Annotated in this window: 27 protein-coding genes; 16 read left to right on the top strand and 11 right to left on the bottom strand. The window is 37.4% G+C overall.

What is annotated here, in order from left to right; genetic code table 11:
• Nucleotides 1-35: 35 nt before the first annotated feature.
• From FK178_RS05680 to FK178_RS05665, 4 genes are read left to right on the top strand one after another with little or no spacing between them, the layout of a single operon-like run.
• Nucleotides 36-545, top strand: coding sequence for an RNA polymerase sigma factor (locus FK178_RS05680; protein WP_146831947.1), 510 nt, complete (start codon nt 36-38; stop codon nt 543-545).
• Complete coding sequence (locus FK178_RS05675) at nt 532-978, top strand: hypothetical protein (RefSeq protein ID WP_146831944.1); 447 nt, start codon at nt 532-534, stop codon at nt 976-978. The genes FK178_RS05680 and FK178_RS05675 overlap by 14 nt, the downstream gene beginning before the upstream one ends.
• A 16-nt stretch (nt 979-994) precedes the next feature.
• Nucleotides 995-1,528: a DUF4252 domain-containing protein gene (locus FK178_RS05670; RefSeq protein ID WP_146831941.1), complete on the top strand. Its 534-nt coding sequence runs from the start codon at nt 995-997 to the stop codon at nt 1,526-1,528.
• Entirely contained in the window at nt 1,528-2,073 is a 546-nt protein-coding gene (locus FK178_RS05665; protein WP_146831938.1) for a DUF4252 domain-containing protein, read from the top strand. Before FK178_RS05670 ends, FK178_RS05665 begins: the two co-directional genes overlap by 1 nt.
• A gap of 61 nt (nt 2,074-2,134) precedes the next feature.
• On the opposite strand, the gene purB is transcribed toward FK178_RS05665, so the two are convergent.
• Both purB and FK178_RS05655 read right to left on the bottom strand, forming a co-directional pair.
• Nucleotides 2,135-3,472 carry an adenylosuccinate lyase gene (gene purB / locus FK178_RS05660; protein ID WP_146831935.1) on the bottom strand — a complete coding sequence of 446 codons (1,338 nt, stop codon included), beginning with the start codon at nt 3,470-3,472 and terminating at the stop codon, nt 2,135-2,137.
• Between the two features lie 100 nt (nt 3,473-3,572).
• Nucleotides 3,573-4,256: an SIR2 family NAD-dependent protein deacylase gene (locus FK178_RS05655; RefSeq protein WP_146831932.1), complete on the bottom strand. Its 684-nt coding sequence runs from the start codon at nt 4,254-4,256 to the stop codon at nt 3,573-3,575.
• Nucleotides 4,257-4,524: 268 nt separating this feature from the next.
• On the opposite strand from FK178_RS05655, the gene FK178_RS05650 reads away from it, so the two are divergent.
• Nucleotides 4,525-5,166: a hypothetical protein gene (locus FK178_RS05650; protein ID WP_146831929.1), complete on the top strand. Its 642-nt coding sequence runs from the start codon at nt 4,525-4,527 to the stop codon at nt 5,164-5,166.
• Nucleotides 5,160-5,300: a hypothetical protein gene (locus FK178_RS15455; RefSeq protein ID WP_168194566.1), complete on the top strand. Its 141-nt coding sequence runs from the start codon at nt 5,160-5,162 to the stop codon at nt 5,298-5,300. The genes FK178_RS05650 and FK178_RS15455 overlap by 7 nt, the downstream gene beginning before the upstream one ends.
• Nucleotides 5,301-5,335: 35 nt before the next feature.
• On the opposite strand, the gene FK178_RS05645 is transcribed toward FK178_RS15455, so the two are convergent.
• The 5 genes from FK178_RS05645 to FK178_RS15450 all read right to left on the bottom strand — a co-directional run bounded on the left by FK178_RS05645 (nt 5,336) and on the right by FK178_RS15450 (nt 9,938).
• Nucleotides 5,336-6,601, bottom strand: coding sequence for a glycoside hydrolase family 57 protein (locus tag FK178_RS05645; RefSeq protein ID WP_146831926.1), 1,266 nt, complete (start codon nt 6,599-6,601; stop codon nt 5,336-5,338).
• Nucleotides 6,576-7,898: a glycosyltransferase family 4 protein gene (locus FK178_RS05640; protein ID WP_146831923.1), complete on the bottom strand. Its 1,323-nt coding sequence runs from the start codon at nt 7,896-7,898 to the stop codon at nt 6,576-6,578. Before FK178_RS05640 ends, FK178_RS05645 begins: the two co-directional genes overlap by 26 nt.
• 546 nt (nt 7,899-8,444) lie before the next feature.
• Complete coding sequence (locus FK178_RS05635) at nt 8,445-9,113, bottom strand: Crp/Fnr family transcriptional regulator (RefSeq protein ID WP_146831920.1); 669 nt, start codon at nt 9,111-9,113, stop codon at nt 8,445-8,447.
• Nucleotides 9,114-9,277: 164 nt separating this feature from the next.
• Complete coding sequence (locus FK178_RS05630; protein ID WP_146831917.1) at nt 9,278-9,499, bottom strand: hypothetical protein; 222 nt, start codon at nt 9,497-9,499, stop codon at nt 9,278-9,280.
• A gap of 247 nt (nt 9,500-9,746) precedes the next feature.
• Nucleotides 9,747-9,938: a hypothetical protein gene (locus FK178_RS15450; RefSeq protein WP_168194565.1), complete on the bottom strand. Its 192-nt coding sequence runs from the start codon at nt 9,936-9,938 to the stop codon at nt 9,747-9,749.
• A 99-nt stretch (nt 9,939-10,037) separates the two neighbouring features.
• On the opposite strand from FK178_RS15450, the gene ppsA reads away from it, so the two are divergent.
• On the top strand, nt 10,038-11,912 hold the full coding sequence (ppsA, locus tag FK178_RS05620; RefSeq protein WP_317130387.1) for a phosphoenolpyruvate synthase: 1,875 nt from the start codon (nt 10,038-10,040) through the stop codon (nt 11,910-11,912).
• 17 nt (nt 11,913-11,929) lie between these two features.
• Entirely contained in the window at nt 11,930-12,415 is a 486-nt protein-coding gene (locus FK178_RS15850) for a putative PEP-binding protein (RefSeq protein ID WP_317130386.1), read from the top strand.
• A gap of 59 nt (nt 12,416-12,474) precedes the next feature.
• Here the strand turns inward: FK178_RS15850 and FK178_RS05615 are convergent, their stop codons facing one another.
• The 4 genes from FK178_RS05615 to FK178_RS05600 all read right to left on the bottom strand — a co-directional run bounded on the left by FK178_RS05615 (nt 12,475) and on the right by FK178_RS05600 (nt 15,514).
• A complete protein-coding gene (locus FK178_RS05615; protein WP_146831911.1) occupies nt 12,475-13,236 on the bottom strand; it encodes an SDR family NAD(P)-dependent oxidoreductase in 762 nt (253 codons plus the stop codon).
• A gap of 14 nt (nt 13,237-13,250) precedes the next feature.
• The gene (locus FK178_RS05610) at nt 13,251-13,880 is read right to left on the bottom strand and encodes a phosphoribosyltransferase (protein WP_146831908.1); all 630 of its coding nucleotides are present in this window, start codon (nt 13,878-13,880) and stop codon (nt 13,251-13,253) included.
• Between the two features lie 21 nt (nt 13,881-13,901).
• Nucleotides 13,902-14,348, bottom strand: coding sequence for a hypothetical protein (locus FK178_RS05605; protein ID WP_146831905.1), 447 nt, complete (start codon nt 14,346-14,348; stop codon nt 13,902-13,904).
• Between the two features lie 119 nt (nt 14,349-14,467).
• Nucleotides 14,468-15,514: a response regulator gene (locus FK178_RS05600; RefSeq protein ID WP_146831902.1), complete on the bottom strand. Its 1,047-nt coding sequence runs from the start codon at nt 15,512-15,514 to the stop codon at nt 14,468-14,470.
• Nucleotides 15,515-15,763: 249 nt separating this feature from the next.
• Here FK178_RS05600 and FK178_RS05595 point away from each other — a divergent pair, with 249 nt between their 5' ends.
• From FK178_RS05595 to FK178_RS05560, 8 genes are all read left to right on the top strand, one after another.
• A complete protein-coding gene (locus FK178_RS05595; RefSeq protein ID WP_146831899.1) occupies nt 15,764-16,150 on the top strand; it encodes a hypothetical protein in 387 nt (128 codons plus the stop codon).
• A gap of 54 nt (nt 16,151-16,204) precedes the next feature.
• Entirely contained in the window at nt 16,205-17,050 is an 846-nt protein-coding gene (locus FK178_RS05590) for a universal stress protein (RefSeq protein ID WP_146831896.1), read from the top strand.
• Nucleotides 17,051-17,350: 300 nt separating this feature from the next.
• Nucleotides 17,351-18,682, top strand: a complete 1,332-nt coding sequence (locus FK178_RS05585) for a tyrosine-type recombinase/integrase (protein ID WP_146831893.1) — start codon at nt 17,351-17,353, stop codon at nt 18,680-18,682.
• A gap of 411 nt (nt 18,683-19,093) precedes the next feature.
• Complete coding sequence (locus FK178_RS05580; protein WP_146831890.1) at nt 19,094-19,930, top strand: DUF932 domain-containing protein; 837 nt, start codon at nt 19,094-19,096, stop codon at nt 19,928-19,930.
• A gap of 886 nt (nt 19,931-20,816) precedes the next feature.
• Nucleotides 20,817-21,173: a single-stranded DNA-binding protein gene (locus tag FK178_RS05575; protein WP_146831887.1), complete on the top strand. Its 357-nt coding sequence runs from the start codon at nt 20,817-20,819 to the stop codon at nt 21,171-21,173.
• 73 nt (nt 21,174-21,246) lie between these two features.
• The gene (locus tag FK178_RS05570) at nt 21,247-21,696 is read left to right on the top strand and encodes a JAB domain-containing protein (protein WP_146831884.1); all 450 of its coding nucleotides are present in this window, start codon (nt 21,247-21,249) and stop codon (nt 21,694-21,696) included.
• Nucleotides 21,697-21,707: 11 nt separating this feature from the next.
• Entirely contained in the window at nt 21,708-21,905 is a 198-nt protein-coding gene (locus FK178_RS05565; protein WP_146831881.1) for a hypothetical protein, read from the top strand.
• 430 nt (nt 21,906-22,335) lie between these two features.
• Complete coding sequence (locus FK178_RS05560; protein ID WP_146831878.1) at nt 22,336-22,716, top strand: BfmA/BtgA family mobilization protein; 381 nt, start codon at nt 22,336-22,338, stop codon at nt 22,714-22,716.
• Nucleotides 22,717-22,720: the final 4 nt, after the last annotated feature.

Genomic DNA, 22,720 nt, shown 5'->3' with positions numbered 1-22,720 from the left:
TCGTAAAGATAGAAAGGTACTAACAACCACTTTGAATGAAGCAAACCACATTTATAAGGTTAATTGATCCTGTTAAAGATAAAATGTATCGTTTGGCACTGCGTTTGCTTACATCCCGGGAAGCAGCCGAGGATGCAATACAGGAAGTTCTTTTAAAATTGTGGAGCCGAAATGATAAACTCAAGCATTATGCCAATTTAGAAGCATTTGCGATGACGGTTACAAAAAACCATTGTCTGGATCAATTAAAACTGAAACAGAACAATAATTTAAAAATTGTTCATAGTAATTATGATAATAACCAGACCAACATCCATGTGCAGTTGGAGTATAGCGATGAATTGGAGCAGGTGGAGCGAATACTGAAAAGTTTGCCGGAGCAGCAAAAACTCATTTTTCAATTGCGTGATGTGGAGCAATATGACTATGAGGAGATATCAGAGATTACCCAAATGAATGAAACAGCCATAAGAGTCGCATTGTCGCGGGCAAGAAAAAAAATAAGAGAAGAATTGCTAAAAAAACACCGCTATGGAATTAACTGAAATAAAAGTTTTACTCGAAAAATATAAGGAAGGAAATACCAGCCTTGAAGAAGAAAAATTATTACAGAAATATTTTACTTCAGGAAATGTTCCGGATCACTTAAAGGAGTATGAGACATTATTTTCTTTTACATTGAATGCCCGGAAGCAAACTTATTCCAAAGACGCAGTTCTGTCTAAAAAAAGAAAAGGATTTGCATGGTGGGGAATTGCGGCCAGCATTTTAATAGCGATTGGAATATTTACCGCGGTGAATAATACTGGGCCGGAACTGGATCAAAATAATCTTGGAACAATTGAAGATCCTGAAGAAGCCTATTTAAAAGCCAGGGAAACCTTATTATTGGTCTCCCAGGCCCTGAACACCGGGACTGAAGAAATGACTTACGTAACAGAATTTGATAAAGCAAAAAACAAATATTTAAAAAAATAACTAAATCATAGAACCCATGAAAAAATCGATAATTTTAGCGCTAATTGGTATAATCTCATTCACAGGTTACGGCCAGAATTTTGAGAAATATGATTCCATGAAAGACGTGGATGCCGTTGTAATGACGAGTAAAATGTTCAAACTATTGTCCAAAGTTGACCTTAGCAGTACAGATCCGGAAGCACAGCAATATCTCAACCTTATAGAGAATCTAAAGGAAATACGTATTTACACCTCCAATCTATCTTCAGTACGTTCTCAAATGGCTACGGATGTTTCGGCGTACCTTAATAAAGGATCTTTGGATGAGCTAATGAGAGTGAGTGAAAAGGGGAATAATATTAAGTTCTACTCTAAACCCGGAAAAAACGAAAATTTTGTTAGTGAACTTTTCATGTTCATGGAAGGTGAAAAAGACGGTAAACCTATATCCGTAATTATGAGTATTACGGGAAATCTTGACCTTACAAAGATTTCTCAATTAACTTCAGATCTTAAAGTTCCCGGGTCTGAGGAGTTAAAAAATGTAAAGAATAAAAAAACCAAATAATGAGATTTCTAAAGTTTTTAAGCGTTGTTATTTTGGGTATTGGAATAACCGCTTGTAACGGCGAGCAAAGTTTGCAGGAATATTATGTTGAAAATCAAAATAACAAAGATTTTGTAGCAATAGATATCCCCGCGAGCATGTTAACCAATATGGGTTCCCTGGATGACGCCCAAAGGCGTACCCTTGAAACGGTGAAAAAAGTAAATGTGCTCGCCATTCCCAAAAAGGCAGAGAACATTGAAAAAATTGAAAATGAAAAGCTTAATGTAGCCAATATCTTAAAAGATGAAAAGTACCAGCTGCTTATGCGATATGGTAGTGGAGATACCCGGGTAGAGATCTATTTTACCGGTGAGGAAGAAGCAGTAAATGAGATCATTCTATATGGATTTGATGAGAATAGGGGAATGGGACTTGCGCGTGTTCTTGGAGATGAAATGAATCCCGGAGATATTCTTGCCCTGGTAAAATCAATGGAAAAAGGTGACATAGACCTTTCAGGTTTTTCAGGACTTAACGGGTTATTTGCTGAAAGAGTACAATAGAAAAAGAAAAATTATATTTTAAAAACCCCCGCAGGTTTAATTCCTGCGGGGGTTTTGTTCTTTATATTCCCGTGTAATTTTGGGGAGTTATAGATTTGAGCTCAATTTTTATTTCTTCTGAAACATTTAGGGTTTCTATAAAATTGGAAATACTTTCCTGTGTAATTCCGGTATTGGTTCGGGTTAAGCCTTTGAGGGCTTCATATGGATTTTCATATGCTTCCCTGCGCAGGATAGTTTGAACAGCCTCAGCAACCACAGCCCAGTTATTTTCGAGATCCTGGTTGATCTTGGTTTCATTCAGCAATAATTTATCCAATCCCTTCAGGGTAGATTGAAAGGCAATTAATGTATGACCCAGGGGAACACCAATGTTTCGCAACACTGTACTATCAGTAAGGTCACGTTGTAACCTGCTTACCGGCAATTTAGCTGAAAGATGTTCAAAAACAGCATTAGCTATTCCAAGGTTTCCTTCACTGTTCTCAAAATCTATAGGGTTAACTTTATGAGGCATTGCAGAAGATCCTACTTCCCCTTCCTTTATTTTTTGCTTGAAATAATCCATGGATATATAGGTCCAGAAATCCCTGTTTAGATCTATAATAATAGTATTAATGCGCTTGAGATTATCAAACAAGGCAGCCATATTATCATAATGCTCTATTTGTGTAGTTGGAAAGGAATGTTCCAATCCCAAATTATCCTTTACAAAAGCACCTCCAAATGCTTTCCAGTCTATTGATGGGTACGCTACTTTATGAGCATTGAAATTTCCGGTAGCTCCTCCAAATTTTGCAGAGTGCGGGATGGCTTTCATTTGCTCCTGTTGTACTTCAAGCCGGGTAATAAAAACCTGTAATTCTTTGCCCAAACGGGTAGGAGAGGCCGGTTGACCGTGTGTACGTGCCAACATTGGCACCTTTGCCCATTCCTTGCTTAAAACAGATAAATTATGGATGATCAAATCCAGTTGTGGCGTGTATACTTCGTGAACCGCCTCCATAAGACTTAAAGGAATTGCAGTATTATTTATATCCTGAGAGGTTAATCCAAAATGTATGAATTCTTTGAATTTCCCTAATTGTAATTGATCAAATTTCTCCTTAATAAAGTACTCCACGGCTTTTACATCGTGGTTGGTGGTTTTTTCGATTTCTTTTACTGCCAGGGCATCTTTGCTGCTAAAATTTCTATAGATATCGCGCAGTTTATGAAACACTTCATCATTCACATCCTTAAGCTGTGGTAAGGGAAGGTTGCAAAGGGCGATAAAATACTCTATCTCAACCCTTACCCGGTATTTTATAAGTGCCTCCTCACTAAAATAGGGAATAAGAGATTGGGTTTTTTGATGATATCTTCCGTCTATGGGTGAAATTGCAGTAAGGGATGTCATTATATATTTTTTAAAATTTGAAAGGCTAAAGATAAGCCTTTACCCATTTTTAAAAAGATTGTAGCGAAGTTAATTTCAGAAGCAATTTTATTTATACTTTTTAAACCTCTTCCAGAAGACTATCCACAAGTTGAGAAACCCCGGTGGCTGCGTTTTTCTGGATCACCGTTATATTAGGTCCAGAAGCAATGGAAGGTTTTGGATCTATAAAAAAGACAGGGGTCCCCATCCTCACCATATCCATAAGTCCCGCAGCAGGATAAACCTGCATCGAAGTTCCAATAATTAATAGAATATCTGCCTGTTCTGTTACTTCAGCAGCAATTTGAAACATGGGCACAGCTTCTCCAAACCATACTACATGAGGCCTCAATTGATGATTATGTTCACAAAAATCCCCAATTTTTAGATCTGTCCTCCAGTCCATTACGAGATCTTCATCAAATGTACTTCTTACTTTTAATAATTCTCCGTGTAAGTGCAGCACATTTGTACTCCCTGCTCTTTCGTGAAGGTCGTCTACGTTTTGGGTAATGATGCTTACCTTATATTTTTCTTCAAGCTTTACAAGGGCATAATGTGCGGGATTTGGTTGAACTTCGAGCAATTGCCTGCGCCTTTTAATGTAAAAATCCAACACTTTCACCTGGTTTTGTTCCCATCCCATGGGTGAAGCAATTTCCATAATATCATGACCTTCCCAAAGCCCGTCTTCGTCGCGAAAGGTTTTTATTCCACTTTCAGCACTCACTCCGGCGCCTGTAAGAACAACTATATGTTTCATGATATGTACATTAAGAATATTTAAACAACTTTTTGAATCCCATAATGAATACTACCCAATGTAAATATTTTAAGGAAATTTTAAAATAAAATTATTAGATTTATATCCTAACTCGTACAACTGTTAATTTATTGTCAAAGACAGGCTTAACTTTTTCAAATTAAATACATTAGTAGGAATTTAAAAACCTACACCATGAAAAATGTATTTCTTGCCCTGTTTTCTGTTAGCCTATTAATAGGTTGTACCACAGATTCATTAGAAGATTATGAACAATACAACGTCGACCGAACAAAAATTCAACGTCCGGGTACCCAGGGAATCTATATGGAAGAAGTTGACAAGGATAAAATACGACGACCAGGTTCTCAAGGTAACGATTAGAACTTTTGCAAGTATTCTGGTAGCTTTATCCGGTTTAGTACTTTTTGCCGATAAAGTAATTTCCTTTGACCTTTCAAATACCTATGGATTTGCAGATACCCAGACTTTCATCTGGGTGTTTATGCAAACGTTTTCTCCATTGTTATTAATCCTTGGGTTAATTTTCAGGCCCTATAAGGTTGCTATAATTATACCTCTGTATATTTATTTCATCCAAATGTATTGGGTGTTTAGTCCCGGGGTACGGTTTGATGATGCATTGCTTCAGGCCTATGCCATTGGAGCTGTAATTGGATTCATTGCGCTTATAGCCGTTATCAACTGGTATTTCCATCATGCTACCAACAAAAGACAAAGAACTATTAGTCAACTTGAACAGGCCCTGGATCTGGATCTTATAGGTGGAATTCAAAATCTAATTAGATTTATTGTGGTTGATGTTAAGCGAAATTATATTGCCGAACAGGATAAAAAGCGTTTCGTTAAGGCTTATATGGCAGAACTGGACAAAATTGATAAATGTTGAAAACACCGCAGGCTTTTGAGATCTTGGCACGACTAAGTGAGAAGGGAATTTTAGGGAAAGCCATGCTTAAAGAAATAAATAAGGATATCGAATCATTTCTAGAAGAGGAAAGGTTCAAGGAAAAACCTTTGTGAACATTTTTAAATAAAATAAAAAAAGGAAATCCCTCTCAGGATTTCCTTTTTACTTTTTTCAAAACACGCTTTCTGTTTCGTCTTACGGAATATTTAATCTCTTGTTTTATTCTCCATTCAAGATCTGCCAGAACATTCATATAATTCAAAAAAGCTTCATAAGCGGAGTTGTAATGACTGAAATACTGGTGCACCTGGCCATCATCGTCTGTTTCCTTAGACATATAATAGAAATGATCTGAAGTTTGAAGGTATTTATAGTCTCTTATCAAAGCAGGATTTTTGACCTTTTTAATAAGTGGATTTAATTTTTTAAGAGAAGCAAATGCATCCCTTTGCAATTCATTCCCCAACCACGCGGTTTTATCCTTTCTAACATCTGCCCAGGAAGTAATACCTGGGCTGGAAATTGAGTATTTGGCAGGTAAGATCTCCATCGCCCGGGTTGGGTTTAAAAACTCCATCACGGAGCTATTAGCGGCTTTGGAAATAAATTCTTCCATAAATGCAAAGATCCCTTCTTCTTTCCTGTGATGTTCTCCCAAAGTTTCGTAATCCATTCCAATACATATAAAATTTCCGGGGTTTGTGAGGTTCTCAAGCCAACTAATATATTTTGTTGCGGTTAAAGGCCATTCACTCCAGTTTGTGTTTGAATATCTAAAGGCAATATCGTCACTTAAAATATAATTTCTTGGAAAGAGGATAATGGGCAAGTGAGGATGTTTAAATAATTTATTTTGATCCAGGTCCTCAAATAACCGCTCAACCCCTTCAAGATAAATTCCTTTAAAACCCAGCTTTGTCACTATTTTGGCTATATAATTCGAGTACAACAATTCTGTATTTCTGAAAATGGAAGGTTGTATCCCAAAATATTCCCGAATTTTCTTGGAATGTTGTTTTATCTGGTCGCAAAATTCCTCTTCATTAATGAGGAAGGAAAGGGAATGGTAATAGGTTTCGCCCAGGAACTCTACACAACCGGTTTTGGCCAGCTCACGAAAACTTTCAATAACCTGGGGCGCATACAAATTAAACTGGTCTAATGCCGTACCTGAAATAGAAAATGTTATTTTAATGGCAGGATTTGCCTTAATGAGCTGCAGCAACATATTGTTGGCAGGTAAATAACAATTATGGGCTATCCGGTTAATTAAGAACCTGTTAAGATCACCATTAAAATAAGACCTGGAAGTACCTATATCGAAAAATTCAAAATTTCGAAGCCTTCTGGGCTGGTGTACCTGAAAGTATAAATTAAGGTAAGTGTGTTTATGGTTTGGTTGTGCATACTTCATGATATTGATTTTTAATCTTTCTGGCAGCAATATTCCAGGTAAGATGTTCCAATTCCTTTTTGCTTTCCTTTCTAAGGGAATTTGCCAAATTTTTGTTTTGAAGAATTTGAATGATCGCTTCGGCCAGCGCAGTAGAATCCCAGAAATCAACCTTAATAACATTTTCCAACACTTCTGCCACCCCGGACTGGTTTGAGACGATTACCGGTACTCCTGCCCTAATTGCCTCCAGCGGGGCAATACCAAAAGGTTCAGAAACCGATGGCATTACAAATACATCACTCACAGACCAGATTTGCTTGATTTTCTCTCCCTTTAAAAACCCTGTGCAATGTACCCTGGAGGAGATCTTTAATTGTGCAATTTGATCTATTGTTGATGGCAAAAGATCCCCGGCACCCGCAATTATAAAATGGGTTTCAGGGAACTGCTCCAAAACCCTGGCAGCAGCCTGGACAAAATATTTTGGGCCCTTTTGGTAGGTTACCCTACCTAAAAAAGTAACAATGTTTTCACTTACACGGGTGATAGCGGTAAATGGGGAATTATCTTCCTCCTGTATACCGTTATGCACTACTACTATTTTATCGGGATCTATTTCATAAATTTCTGTAAGGATCTCCCTGGTCCAATTACTTACCGCCATTATTAGATCTGCCGCGTTGAATCCGTTTTTTTCGATCGCCACAATTCGGTGGTCCATATTTTTTAATCCTGCGCGGTCATATTCCGTAGCGTGAACATGAACCACAAGGGGTTTTCCGGAGTTTTTTTTTGCAGCAATTCCTGCCGGAAACGTTAACCAATCATGAGCGTGGATGAGATCAAAATTATGTTGGCGCGCAATTTCCCCTCCCACTTCTCCATATCTCTTCACCTCATTTAGGAGAGATGGCCCGTAAGTACCGGTGAATCTATAACGAATTCCCTTATTCTTAACTCTCTCCACCGGTACTTTATCAGTATCCAGCCGGTAATTCCAATTCTTTATTTTCTCACGTTTATCCCAGATACCGGTTTCTGAATAGGGGGTTAGGGAAGAGGAGACATGTAGTTTTTCAAATCTTCCTGTTTTTTTCTTTGTTCTTCGTATGCGTGCAGGAGTAGGTAAGGGCTCTTTTATAATAATAGATGAAGCATTTACAAGTTCCATTTTTTCATTGCCAAAAACCCTGGGAACAACAAAAATAATAGAGACATTTTCTTCCTGAAGGGCTTTGGTAAGGCCATAACATGCCGTTCCCAGCCCTCCGGAAATATGAGGAGGGAACTCCCATCCAAATGTTAACACCTTCATTTTCCCCTGGTTTTTTAATTTACTTTAATGCCATCTTAAGTTAAGTATATTTGGCTGATTATAAGGAATTTAAACTCTTAAAAAAAAGGTGATATTTGTTACTCTGAATTTTAAAAAGCCATAATGGAATAGTATAAGTTTGTCAAAATCTTAAATTTTTTCCGCAGAACTTCTATGAGGGAAGTGAGGATTTGAATTTTAATTTCGAAGCACTACTATGAGTAATAAAAGTCATTTTCCCCAAGGACTAATGTTACTCTTTTTCTTGTTGGAATTTAATAGATTTATAATATCAGATTAAAGATAAAAGGCTGGCCTTTAGAGGTCAAACTAAAATGTAGCTTTTCACTTGAAATTCTTTTATTTTAGAACTAAAGATGGGATTGTAAAGGCGCATAGCAGTTAAATTCTGAGAATGTTGATTTTGGTGAAGAAGCCAGAATAACGTAGATCTGACGTTTTATATCTCCGTTCTTAAAGTTTTCTTTTTGGGGGGATAAAAAATGAAGCGGGAAATTTTTCTTGGAAAGATTCCCCGCTTTTGCTTTAATTATACATTTTACAAATTTTATTTAGTCCTTCCAGGTCAATTAAATTGATCTTTGTTCCGGTTGTGGAAATAAGGTGCTCCTTGCGGAATTCAGATAATAACCGGTTTACGGTTTCCTTGACTGTTCCCACATAACCAGCAAGATCTGCCCGGGTTATGAGAACTGAATGATACCCGTTGTTAAGGGTATTGAATTTTTTATCCAGGTCCAGGATGGCTTCTGCGAGTCTTCCCCGTACAGGTTTATACGCCAGGTCAGCTATTTTCCTCTCTACCTGTTTTATATCTACACACATTTGGTGCAATAGCTTTTCAAACAGATAATTTTGATCCCTAAGCAGGGTCCAAAATTCCTCTCTCGAAATGAACAGTAAATAAGAATCCTCCAGTGCTTTTGCAGAAGTACTGTATTTAGAATATGTAAAGAGATCAGAATTACTTAAAAATTCCCTTTGTGAAACTATTCTCATGATCTGTTCCTTTCCCTGGCTTGCAGTCTTGGAGATTTTGACCTTTCCTTTTTGTAAAAGAAATGCCCCCAGGGGCGTACTGCCTTCAGAAAAGATAAGTTGTCCTTTTTTAAAAAAGAGCACGTCAAGTTTTTCCAATACGGGTTGAGGGATCTGGAAGGGAAGATCAGCTGGTTGTAGATTGTCCTGTAACATTACTTTATATAATGAATGATTAAAAATCAATGACTTATAACCTTGAAGTTAATGTTTTTTGATCTTCGTAATGATGACAAATGTCATTGAACTGAATTCGAATTTTAACCCTCATTCGGCAAAATACCCGCTGTTTTTTCACCTTATATTTCTGGAAATCATCTTTAGTCCCATTCCGGTTCTTCTGGATCATAGGGGACTTCGGGCTCACCGGGTTCAGGTATATCCGGTGGGTATACAGGATCTTCTTCCGGAGGAACAATTGTAGGTGGTTCTGTTGGTGGTAAGTAAGGTTCTTCTTCAGGAGGAAATTCCGGTTCTTTGGGCGCACCATTAGGCTCCTTAGGAGCACCGGCCGCCGTGCTGAGAAATAAATTGCTTTTCATTATAATTTTTTAATCTGAAAAATCCAGGTTGTTGTAATTCCAATTTCTTAAAAAAATCTTTCCCGGCTAATGACAATTATCATATTTAAAACATCCTGTTTGGACTAACTTGTATGCAATCAAAACTTTATAAAGTGGACATTTCTATATTTTTAGCCAGGTTCTGGGGTTGGTATCTAATTATTTTTTTTATCATTTTAACCTTTAACCCTATAAGGATCAGACAAATTTTTGCTGATCTAAGGGATCAAAAATTCCTTATTATTACGGCCTTTCTGGCTATAATACTTGGATTGGTCTCCCTCCTTTTACATAATATATGGGAACCTGGCTGGAAATTTATTATAACTGCCATTGGCTGGACATCTCTCTTCCTGGGACTTGCCCTTTTTATTTTTCCAGATCCCTCATCCAGGAAACTGGAATCAATTAATATCAAGTTTGTGCAGGTTATCTATGTAATTCTTTTTTTAGCAGGCCTGTACCTTTTAAATATTGGGTATTCCATTTTGCTTTATTAAAATAAAACTCTTTTAAAATGACAGTTTTAATTAAAAAATTTAAAGAAATAGGTATAGCAGATCTTCCGGTGGTAGGTGGGAAAAATTCTTCCCTGGGAGAAATGTTCAATGAATTATCTAAGGAAGGAGTGAGGGTGCCAGATGGATTTGCAACCACCGCCAATGCTTTTTGGTTATTTCTGAAGGAAAATGAGATAGAACAGGGTTTGAGGGAACTTATTACAAAATTAGACCGGAAAAATTTTTCCAATCTTAACGAGATTGGTTCCAATGCAAGGAAATTGATCATGGATTCTCAGTTATCTCAAAGATTTTCAGAAGAGATCATACAGGCTTACCGTGACTTGGGAGGAAACGAAGACATAGAAGTGGCCGTACGCAGTAGCGCTACCGCTGAAGATTTGCCAGATGCCAGTTTTGCGGGGCAGCATGACACCTATCTAAATATTATTGGAGAAGATGCCTTACTTACGGCTGTATTGGAATGTTTTGCCTCTCTTTACACGAACAGGGCAATTAAATACAGGGAAGATAAGGGGTTTAAGCATGATGAAATTGCCCTTTCTGTAGGGGTTCAAAAAATGGTACGAAGTGACAGGGCCTGTTCCGGGATAGGTTTTACCCTGGAGCCTGAGTCGGGATTTAAAGACCTGATACAACTCTCCGGGGTATACGGCCTGGGGGAAAACATTGTTCAGGGATCTGTAAATCCCGATGAATTCTATATTTTCAAACCTACCCTTGAACAAGGTAAAAATGCCATTATTCAAAAAAGATTGGGAAGTAAAGAAAAAACTATGATCTATGCCGAATCTCATGGTCATGCCTCTACCACAAATATTGATACTGAAATTTCCAAACAAAATAAATATGTGTTGCCCGATGAAGAAATTCTTACCCTGGCTCACTGGGCGCTCGCTATTGAAAAACATTATGGTAAACCCATGGATATAGAATGGGCAAAAAACGGGATTTCCAATGAATTGTTTATCACCCAGGCCAGGCCTGAAACAGTGCACCACACTGCAGAACAAAATGTTTTTATTGAATATAATTTAAAGAAAACCGGCGAACTGCTTGCAGCCGGAAATGCCATTGGATCCAAAATAGCTGTAGGCCCTGCAAGGATATTAGGATCACCCAAAGATTCACACCTGTTAAAACCGGGAGATATTCTTGTTACCAATACTACCAGCCCCGACTGGGACCCATTGCTTAAAATGACCGCCGGGGTTGTCACAAACCGGGGTGGGCGTACCAGTCATGCTGCGATAGTAGCACGGGAACTGGGCGTTCCGGCCATTGTGGGAACAAATGATGCAACCTTAAAAATCAGGGATGGCGAAATTATTACCGTTTCCTGTGCCGAAGGAAAAACGGGGTTTGTTTACAAAGGTGCGCTGGAGTTTGATGAAAAAAGAATTGATTTCTCTGCAATAAAACTTCCCAAAACCGAAGTAAAATTCATCCTCTCAGATCCTGAAAGGGCATTTCAGCTTTCGCTGTTTCCAAATAACGGGGTAGGATTGTTGAGAATGGAATTTATAATAACCCATATGATCAAAATTCATCCCATGGCCCTTGTAAATTTTGATCAAATTAAAGACCTGGAGGTTAAAAAAGAAATTGCAGTACTTACGCGAAATTACGCTCAAAAAGAAGATTACTTTATAGATGAGCTGTCCCAGGGAATTGCAGTTATAGCCTCGGCATTTTATCCAAAAGAGGTAATAGTGAGAATGAGTGATTTTAAGACCAATGAATATGCTAACCTCTTGGGAGGAACCCAGTTTGAACCCAAAGAGGAAAATCCTATGTTAGGGTTTCGGGGGCGGCCAGGTATTATAATGAGCTTTATAGGGAAGGTTTTGCCCTTGAATGTAAGGCGATAAAAAAAGTTCGGGATGACATGGGACTTACCAATGTGAAGGTAATGATCCCATTTTGCCGTACCCTTGACGAAGGTGAAAAAGTAATTGAAATAATGAAAAAGAATGGGCTGGCTCAAAAGGAAAATGGGCTGGAGATCTATATGATGGTGGAAATTCCCAGCAATGTGATCCTGGCTGAAGAATTTGCCAGCCTCTTTGATGGATTTTCAATAGGATCCAATGACCTTACCCAACTTACCCTGGGAATTGACAGGGATTCAGAGCTTATGGCCTCTCACTTTGATGAAAATGACAATGCCGCGAAATCTATGATCGCAATGGCTATTAAAAAGGCAAATAATGCAGGAATAAAAATTGGTTTATGTGGGCAGGCTCCCAGTGATTTTCCGGAGTTTGCCTCGTTCCTGGTAAATGAAGGAATAGATAGTATTTCTTTTAACCCCGATGCTTTATTAAAAGGAATAGATAATATTAATATAGCTGAAGCTGAAAAAGAAATGTAGCCTTATTAATGAAATTAAAATAACAGAGGTGAAAACCTGTTTCTCACCTCTGTTTCCATTTAGCTTAAATGCATTCCACCATCTATGATTTGAATGGTTCCCGTTAAATAACTACTGTCATCACCGGCTAAAAATAAAACCAGTTGGGCAACTTCTTCAGATTCGGCATAGCGTCCAAAGGGAATTGTTGCCTCAAAACCTTTTTGCACTTCTTCCGGATTATTAACAGACATTTCCTTTTCTATTGATCGCATCATGCGGTTATTTACAGGTCCGGGATGAACACTGTTTACCCTAATCTTTCTTTCAGCACATTCAAGGGCAGCGGTACGCATAATACCCACACATGCGTGTTTGCTGGCTACATAGGCCCCAAGGCCTTTAAAACCTTTAAGTCCTGCCACAGATGATGTAATTATAACGCTACCTCCATTATTCATATTTGGAATACCATATTGGCATCCCAACCAAACCCCTTTTAGATTTACACCTATTATCCTGTCAAAGGTTTCTTCGGGATAATCTATAATGGGTTTTACTTTTCCTTCTATGCCCGCATTGTTAAAAAAAATATCGACTTTGCCATAAGTTTCAAGGGTTTTATTTACGTATTCGCGCACCTCGTTTGCCTGTGACACATCGGCAATACAATAAGAAACATTTCCGCTGTTAAGTTCTTTAACGGCTTTTATTAATTCGGGTTCCACAATATCTACCAGCATTACACAGGCTCCTTCCTGCAAAAAGAGTTTTGCGGTGGCAAGGCCAATACCTTGTGCCCCGCCAGTTATTATTGCTACTTTATCTTTTAATTTTTTCATTATTGATGAGATTACTATTGATTAGAGTTTGCTTGTTCAAGTATGCTAATTGCTTTAGAGTCAGTCACTGCCTCAAAATCTTCATAAAACTGGCCTACTGCCCTGAAATTTTTTGGTGTTTCCAGGCACACCACTTCCCGGATCTTTTCCAGGTCTCTTAATTTTTTTATTGTACCTGCAGGGGCCACAGGTACCGCTACAATAATTGAATTAGAATGCTGTTTGGCCACCAATTCTACGGTTAGGGCCATTGTGTTTCCTGTAGCAATTCCGTCATCAATAATTATAACCGTCTTATTTTTAATACCATGTACGCTCACATTTTTATAGTACTGCCGGTAGCGTAATCCCAGAATTTCCCTTATATGAGCTGTTTCCTGCGCAATATAACCTGAAGGTGTAATCTCATTTGGATCTATAATAGAATTCTCCAAACTCACCGCTCCAATGGCATATTCCTTATTAAAGGGATGGCCTATTTTCTTACTAAGTGCAACGTTGAGAGGTGCCTTCAAATATTTTGCAACAATTTCAGCTACAGGTATTCCACCACGGGGTATTCCCAAAACCAGGATATCCTCACCTTTGAATTTCAAAAGTCTTTTTGCCAATTGGTGTCCGGCATCATTTCGATCCTTAAACATTCGTTTTGTAGTAATTATAAATTACTGCTTCAATAACCTTTTTTGTTTCTGGTGTTTTAAAACATCAGACACAGTGGCAAAAATTGCCTTTTTTAAAATCCTGTAATCCCTTGTATAAGCATTCATTTCTTTTAATAGTTTTCTATGCTCATCGCGGTACTTTTTTTCCTCACCGGGTTGGTCTATCCCATCTACCATAATTTCCAGGGCGTTATAATGTTTTATTACTTCTTTGAGCAATTGTTCTTCTTTTTTTTCTGAATCACTTAAGCGTATGATCATTTCCTTGGTCTCAACAAGATGCTGTGACTCAATTATGGGTAGGGTGTACTCTCTGAGCATGTCTTCCAGGAATTTATGTTCATCCCTTATAAATTTTAATTCAGAAGTCCATTGCAAACTGGAAAAATGCATTTCTTCAGGACTTTTCCATTCGATATACCTGAAATTTTGATTTTCGTTTTTCATGATATTAGTGATTATATATAATAAAATTTGTTTTGGACCTGGGCGGGATGCCGCGATAGAGCAACCCGGAAAATTCATTAAATGTGGGATAGGATAAAGGCTTATTGGGGATGTGATCTTTACCGAATGGTATGAAGTTTTTTAAGATCCAGGATCTTTATATTGCGTCCTTCGATATCTATTAAATTATCTTTTTTTAACTGTGAAAGGCTTCTTATTAAACTTTCTGTAGAAATTCCGGCAACGCTTGCGAGGTCGCTCCTGGAGATCTTTATTGAATCCTCCGGGGTCTCCTGTATATTTTCGGCAAACTGAAGAATTGTATAGGTAGTTTTTTTAAGTACTGAACCATAGGCTGTATCCAATAGATGCTTTCTTAAATTGGTAAGATTTTCAGAAAAAAGATCTGCCAGTTCGAGGGTTAATCCCGGATTAAGTTTTAGGAGTTTCCGAAATTCCAGGCTAAGTATCCTGTAAGCCATACCATCTTCGAGAGCGGTAGATGTTTCGGCGTACAAAGAAGATGAACCAAAAGAATAAAATCCCAGGAGGTCTCCTTTTTTATAGAGACCGGTGATCAATTCCTTCCCATACTCATCCATTTTGTAATTCTTCACTATACCATCTTCCAGCAAATAAATATAATTGGCATTTTCATCTTCGCGGTAAATTATACTTTTTCTTTTGAAGTCGTAGTATTCCCCATTTAATTCAATATAATCCTTAAGGTCGCTAAGATTGTTTACGGGTGCTATTGCTGAATTTTTTAAAGGGAAAGAGTAATTTTCCTGAAGTTTCGAATACTTCTCCAGCCGGCTTTGAATGGTGCTTATAAGCTCCTCTTCTTCAAATGGTTTTGTAAGGTAATCATCTGCACCCAGGTTCATACCACTTCTTATATCTTCTTTATCTACTTTGGCGGAAACAAAAATAAATGGGATGCGGTAGGTTAATCGGTTTTCTTTTAAAACCTGGAAAACCTTATAACCATCCCAAACAGGCATTATAATATCACAAAGAATAATATCTGGAGAATGTTTAAGTGCAAGGTCCACCCCAATTTTTCCGTTTTTTGCGGTGAGTACTTTGAAATTGGAAAATTCCAACATCTCTCTCGTGTTCTCCCTTAATACAGGATCGTCCTCTATATATAATATGGTTTCCATACGTATAAGCTTTGTATGTGTTTGTAATAAAACCAAGAGGGGTAGAGGGGGAAAAAATCTCAGGGGTTGAGAAAGCTTGTTTGGGGTAAAATTTTCCCATTTTAATTGCCAGTTAAATATAACCAATTTCTCTCACATAATTGTTTCCCGTAACAATTATTACCTGTTCATCTAATAAAAAAGCCTGATTAATATCATTGTAATTTTTCAATCTTACACTTAATTTAACTACACCTTAAAATCGTTGAGATGTATACGCTCGAGGACCTTTATTCACAGTTGGGAAAATTATTCTACGCCATTGCAGCATCAGATAAAAGGGTGAGGGATGAAGAACGAAATACCTTAAGGATCATCCTGGAAAATGAATGGAAAAATGATTTGGTGAACGCGGGGGAATGGGGATATAATGCGGCAGATCAAATTGAAATGACCTTTGACTGGATGGACCTGAATCAACCCTCGGCCTACGCAGTTTTCAAAGAGTTCAAGGATTTTAAAAACGATAATGAGGAGCTTTTCACGCCGGAGATCAAACAAATGATATGGAAAACTGCCGATGGGATTGCCTCCACTTTTGCAGGCAAAAATAAATCGGAGCTGGTAATGCTCTCAAAGCTAAAATCTATTCTTTAAAAATTAAAACCCATATAAATACCTAAAAAATACTTCAACTAAATATTTCCAGTCATGCAACAACTTGCCAAAATATTATTGCTCACAGATTTTTCAGAGGTGTCTGAAAATGCCACCTGGTATGCCCTAAAAATTGCGGGAATCACTCAAGCCACCGTAAATATTCTTCATGTTGTAAACACGCCTGTAGACTGGAACGTAATTTCAATTGAAAAGGAAAAGTTATATCCCGAAACCAGAGCAGAAATAAGTGATGCCAAAATTAAACTCAATTCCATTACACGAAGGTTTGAAGATAAAGGCATTATTACACACCCTCTTTTAGTCTATAATCTTGGAGCAGAGAATATTGCAGAGTATATAAAATTTGATGAGATAGACCTTATTGTAATGGGTTCTCATGGATCAAAAGGGATCATGGATTTTTCCCTTGGATCCAATACCCAGAAAATCATAAGAAGTGTTTCAAAACCCATTCTAATTGTAAAAAATGCGCCTGGCCGTGATGAAATTGGTAAAATGGTATTTGCCTCAACTTTTGGTGAAAAACAAAAAAATGCATTTAAAAAGGTGTTAGGATTATCGGCACTTCTGTCAGCGCCATTGGATCTTTTATATGTTAATACACCTTATAATTTTAAAGAAACGCAGGAAACTGATATGCTTTTCAGCCAATTTTGCGAAGGAGAGCAGAAAGATTTATGCCGGACAAATATAATTAATGCCAATAACGAGATAAGGGGTATAAAATATTTTATGGAGAAGGAAGAGATAGATATCTTTTCTATAGCCACTGGTTCAAAATCGGGCCTGGCTCAGTTCTTTATCCCCAGTCTCACAGAGACCCTTATCAATCATATGGAAGTTCCTGTTTTGAGTATTCACCAGAAAGATAAGTAGGGATTTACTTCCAAGATAAAACAGGAAGATATTGTTTCAATTGAAAAAGCCGGGAAAATTTTCCCGGCTTTTTATCTAAAATGTAGCGAGAACGAGATTTGAACTCGTGACCTCCGGGTTATGAACCTGGTGTTTTACCTATACAATTTCAACTAAAACTCCATAAAACGAATGATTTGCAGGGATTTATATAATACTCGATTTTAAATGTAACGCGTTAAAATCAAATTATTCTGTACTTATTCTGTACTAACTATTAAAACATTCTATTATCTTTACTTAATTTTAAATTAAATGGTTATGGCTAATGTAAAGATTGTTTTACGAAAGAATATGATAAGAAAGGATGGTACAATTCCCCTTGCATTGAGGATTAGTGAGAATTATAAAACAAATTATCATTGGCTTGGACAGTATGTGTTCGAAAAGGATTGGGATAATATTGCCGGGAAAGTTAAGAGGACTCATCCCAATTCTAGAAAGTTGAACAATTTTTTGATGAAAAAGTTGACCGAGATTAATGATATTTATTTTGATTCCAAAGTTCGTATTACTCCCAAACAAGCCAAAGAAAAATTAAAAGGTCCTGATGGATTAAAATCTTTTTTTGCATTAGCAGCTGAACGCATAAAGGAAAAATATGAAAGGGGGACATTCTCTGTAGCTAAATCCGAATTGTCAATCCTCTATAATTTAGAAGAATTTTTAAACCTAAAAAAAACTAAGAACAAAGCTACAGTTATTAAGGAGATCAAAGAAAGGCGTACAGAGCGTATAAGTAGGGCTAAAAAATCCGAATATGTGTGGATGGATGGAGTGAATTATTTCCAAAAAAGTACAGCTTTACGATTTCAGGATATTGATGAGGCATTTCTAAATAAGTATAAAACTTTTTGTCTTTCTTACCTAAATCAAAAAACAAGAACTGTTACAAATCAGCTTATTTTTATTAGAACACTTTTTAATTTAGCAATAAAAGAAGGTATTATTGATCAAAAATATTATCCTTTTGCAGGGGAAAAAGAGAAAATTCGAATTGGTTCTGGTAACAAAATTGGTCTGACTATAGAAGAGGTTGAAAAAATTGAAGCTCTAAAATTGGAAGAAGGTGCTTCAATTTGGCATACACATAATGTCTGGCTTTTCGCCTTCTATTTTGCAGGCATACGTATTTCCGATGTGGTTAAACTGAAATGGTCTGATTTTAAAGATAATCGTCTTTATTATGTAATGAATAAGAACGAAAAACCATTGAGCCTGAAAATCCCCCATAAAGCTGAGAAAATATTAAGTTATTATAGAAATGACAAGACACATTATAATGGACATGTATTTCCTTTTCTGAAAAAAGTCCATCCTAAAGATGCTGAAAAAATTTATATTAAAACAAAAAATGCTACCAAGCTTCTCAATAAATATCTAAAACGAATTGCAGAGGAATGTGGTATAGAAAAAAATTTATCCAATCACATTGCAAGACACAGCTTTGGGAATATTGCAGGTGATAAAATACACCCCTTAATGCTGCAAAAGCTCTATCGACATAGTAATTTGAAAACTACTTTAAACTATCAGGCTAACTTCATTCATCGAGATGCTGATGATGCGTTGGATAGTGTCATTAATTTTTAGTTTTGAGGAAGTCCGAAATTTACATTTGCGAACTTACTTTTTTCTTTTCGAATAGCAGAAATTCCAAGAATGAAGACAATTTCATTTCATAATTCCACTCAGCCCATTCCCACTCCATTCCACTGGCCCGGTTTAAAAATATTTTAAGTTCTAAACCAGTGGGCATTCCTATTCCATTTCGTGAAAGCCTACTCCTCAAGAGTAGGTTTTCTTTTCAAATTGAAAAAGAGACATAGATAAGTATTCAATCAATATCGGCGCAAAGTTAAACTCGTAAAATATTCCCATCAAAAGACTACGGCATAAAGCCGCTACTGCACTCGCTATTTATTCCGTTTCCTTTTGAGCCGAGATTTTATCTTCCGTTTGGTTCTAGCTTAAATATTTATTGTTTAACTAAAATCAAATGTTATGTATTTATCAAATTTACAGCAGGATCAAATCTTCGTTCCATCAGAAATGAAGTCTTTGAGAAGCCTGACACAAATGGAATCCCGAAGGGGACTTGAAAATGCCGTTATCTCAAATGGCAAAATTGTCAACGTGGTGTCCAACAGCTACGGCCACGTACCCAATGAACTTTTCTTCAAGAAAGCCGAAGAAATGTTGACCGGTGCTGGACTGAACTATCAGAAACGGACAATCAACAGGAATGATAGGTCATTTATAACCGACTTTATCATCGATGACAATAGCCAATTCTCGGTCAAGAATGAAAAAGACCTGATACTGCCAATGCTACGGTTCAAGAATTCCTATGATGGGAGCGAAAAAACATCTGGGCATTTTGGCTTTTACCGGGAAGTATGCTCCAATGGCCTTCACGTTTCACAATCGGAAATTGAGTTTGCTATCAAGCACAGTAAGAACAATACCGACCTGATAATGCCAAGGTTGAACAATTTGTTCGATAAGTTCCTGGACAATGAATTTTACACCATTACCAGGAAGTTCGATAGAATGAAGGAATTCAAAATCATTGACACTAAAGAATTTGTGAAAGCAATCTTGGACAGATCGAAATTGTTCCGGTTTGAATGTAGCGACAAGAACAATGATCCTTCAAAGAAATCCCGTGAAGTCCTTGAAATTCTGGATAATGAAGCTCTGCTGCTTAATGAAGCACCCAATTTATGGATAGGCTATAATGCTTTTAATCAAATGCTTCACAATACATTGAAGAAAAGCTTTTCACAACAAGAACGCTTGGACAAAAAACTGTTCAATGCTGTCTATGAAATGGCTTAATGTCATAAAAGGTTCATCCAGTACCTTAAACTGGAATTTTTTATTTTCAAAAATAGGATATACTAGAAAGGTTTGAACTATAATCCCACTCAGCCCATTCCCCTGCATTCCGCAGAAAAAGCTCCATTCCGGGAAAAGCGCTTCATTAAAAAGGTCTTGGACCCAACTCCAAAGCTTCCGATTTCCATTGCGGTACCCCTGCTGAAATACGCAGGAATGCTCCATTCCCATCTACATCTTTGAAGTCAAGTCCGCTTTACATCCTACTTAAAAAGGACAACCCCTTTTCATAAGCGGTCAGCACATTGCCACTCCATTTTGCGAAAAGCTGCATTCCGAGCAAAGAGCTTTCCTACAAAGGTCTTGGACACCATTCCCGATTTTTCCTTTCCATTCCGCTAACCCATTCCACTGCGCTGGAACGGAACGCTCCATTCTCAATCCAAAATCGGGAATGGAGTCCGCTTAATCGGATTTCCATCCTTTCTTTTGGCCCCGCTTCCAATGTTTTTGTAATTCACTTAAAGACTTTAGACCCACTTCCGCGCCGTCACTGTCCCTTCCCTTTTTTTGACAGCAAAATACCAACATTTGGAAGTTGAACAGACTGCATAACCGGTCGCACACTCCCTTTTATAAGTCCTTATCAATTCCAAATATTGAAAATGTATCAGCAACAAAAAAAGGTAACGTGACGGCACTACGGGAAGTAAATCTAAAATGAACATTATGAAATCGCACAAAAACATCAAAAAGGAAGCGGGGCCAAAAAAACAAAAAAAGGAAAACGCTCAAGATACAATAAGTAAATCGCTTCAAAAAAATATAAACGAAAACTGCCTGAAAGGTTCAGGTAGTCTATTAATTAACCTTTAATTCTTTTATTATGAGTACTATTAAAAATCACGTACAGCTAATTGGAAACGTTGGTCAGGAACCAAGCATTACCAACCTTGAAAACGGTAAAAAAGTAGCCCGTTTTTCACTTGCAACCAATGAGTATTACAAAAACGACAAGGGCGAAAAAGTGCAAAACACCGAATGGCATTCTATAGTAGCCTGGGGCAAGACCGCTGAAATCATTGAGAAGTATGCAGGAAAGGGTAAGGAAATTGGAGTTAGCGGAAAATTGAAATCCCGTAGTTACGAGGACAACGAGGGCGTAAAACGCTATGTGACCGAAGTGGAAGCCAACGAAATCCTTTTGTTGGGAGTAAAAAACGGCAATACTTCAGCCGAGTAAATTAAAACAAAGAGGGCGTTCCTCTCGAAAGTCGCGCCCTCTTTTCATTATTAACTCCTAAAAAGAAATCAAAATGAATGCACAAGTTAATGAAATCGTGATAAGTTATAGTGGAAGTTTAAAAGCAAATTTGCTTCCCAAGATAACCTGTTCCCAAAGTGCTGCAGATTTAGCCTACAGTCAATGGAACAAAGATACTATTGAACTGCACGAGACTTTTAAAATAATACTGCTCAACAATGCCAATAAGGTAAAAGGAATATATGAAACCTCTAACGGAGGAATAACAGGAACTTTAGTGGATGTCCGCATCTTATTTGCCGTACTGTTAAAGAGCTTGACAACGGCAGTTATTTTGGTCCACAACCATCCGAGCGGAACCTTGACACCGAGTGAACCCGATAAACGCCTGACCCAAAAAATTAAAAAGGCAGGGGAATTATTTGATATTAAGGTATTGGATCATTTGATCCTGACACCTGATGGAAATTATTTCAGTTTTGCAGATGAAGGAATCCTTTAAATGATAAGCTTATGATCTATCTAAATTTTTCAGACTTGAGCGAAGAAGCCCAAAACCGACTTTTGGAGAATTCCAAAAAGGATGTGGAACGAAAATTTGGGGATGATATCCGCAAGTACGTTAGAGAAAATTATACCTGCTTTGAGACGATGGTAGAGGAAGAAGCATTGCGAAATTTATATTCCTATACTTTCATATTCAACATTTAATTTTCTAAACTTTATAGTCAAGCACCTCTAAATTTTTGGAGGTGTTTTTTTGTTCAATTATTTTGAATTCAATAAAAATCATTATCTTTATTTCGCTGAAATTCAGCATTTAATTTTACGTAGGGTTATCCATTTTTTGACTTTCGCCGATAACCGTACCCATCAAAAAAATACATAACAGGAAATTATTTCCCTGGAACTAGCAATTGGCTTTTGACCAAATTGTACGGAATTTTTGTTCGCCTATGGCGAACGAAAAGGAGTAGCAAGAGGGTAACGGGCAGAGCACCGTTTCATACTCCTTTTCGTTTTCAAAATGCTGATATTAAGCAACTTGAAAATATATAAAATTCCCGACCTTCTACAATTTGCGACAAATGAACTGTGAACGCCCATTTTTAGGGAAGGATTTGCGACAAATCGGCGAATTATGGACATATTTATCGGCATCAGGTTTAAAAAGGAAACGGCAAAACGTTTTCAGGAATTTTCAAAAACACACTTCAAATCACACACCGAAGCAATGGCAACAATGCTTGACTTTTTCTTCTACAACGAGATTTCCCCAAAGGAAAAACTTGGACCTACCGGAAGGACAATCGAAGCTTCACTCAAGAAACGTATCAATGCGGTCATTGCCATTATGAGGGATATGGAAAAGAGCCAGACCAAACCCACCGTGGCAATGTTGCAATCTCTTTTTGAAGAAACCGAACCAAAAAAGAAGCCCTTGATTTTGGAAAAGAAAGTCCTGGAAGAAAAACAGGAAGTTCGTTTTCAGGAAAAGCAAAATAATAAGAATGAATTTTAAAATA

This window comes from Antarcticibacterium arcticum (assembly GCF_007993795.1).
Taxonomy (GTDB): domain Bacteria; phylum Bacteroidota; class Bacteroidia; order Flavobacteriales; family Flavobacteriaceae; genus Gillisia; species Gillisia arctica.
Note: the sequence above shows the minus strand (reverse complement) of the source record. Positions and strands in the feature narration are given on the sequence as shown.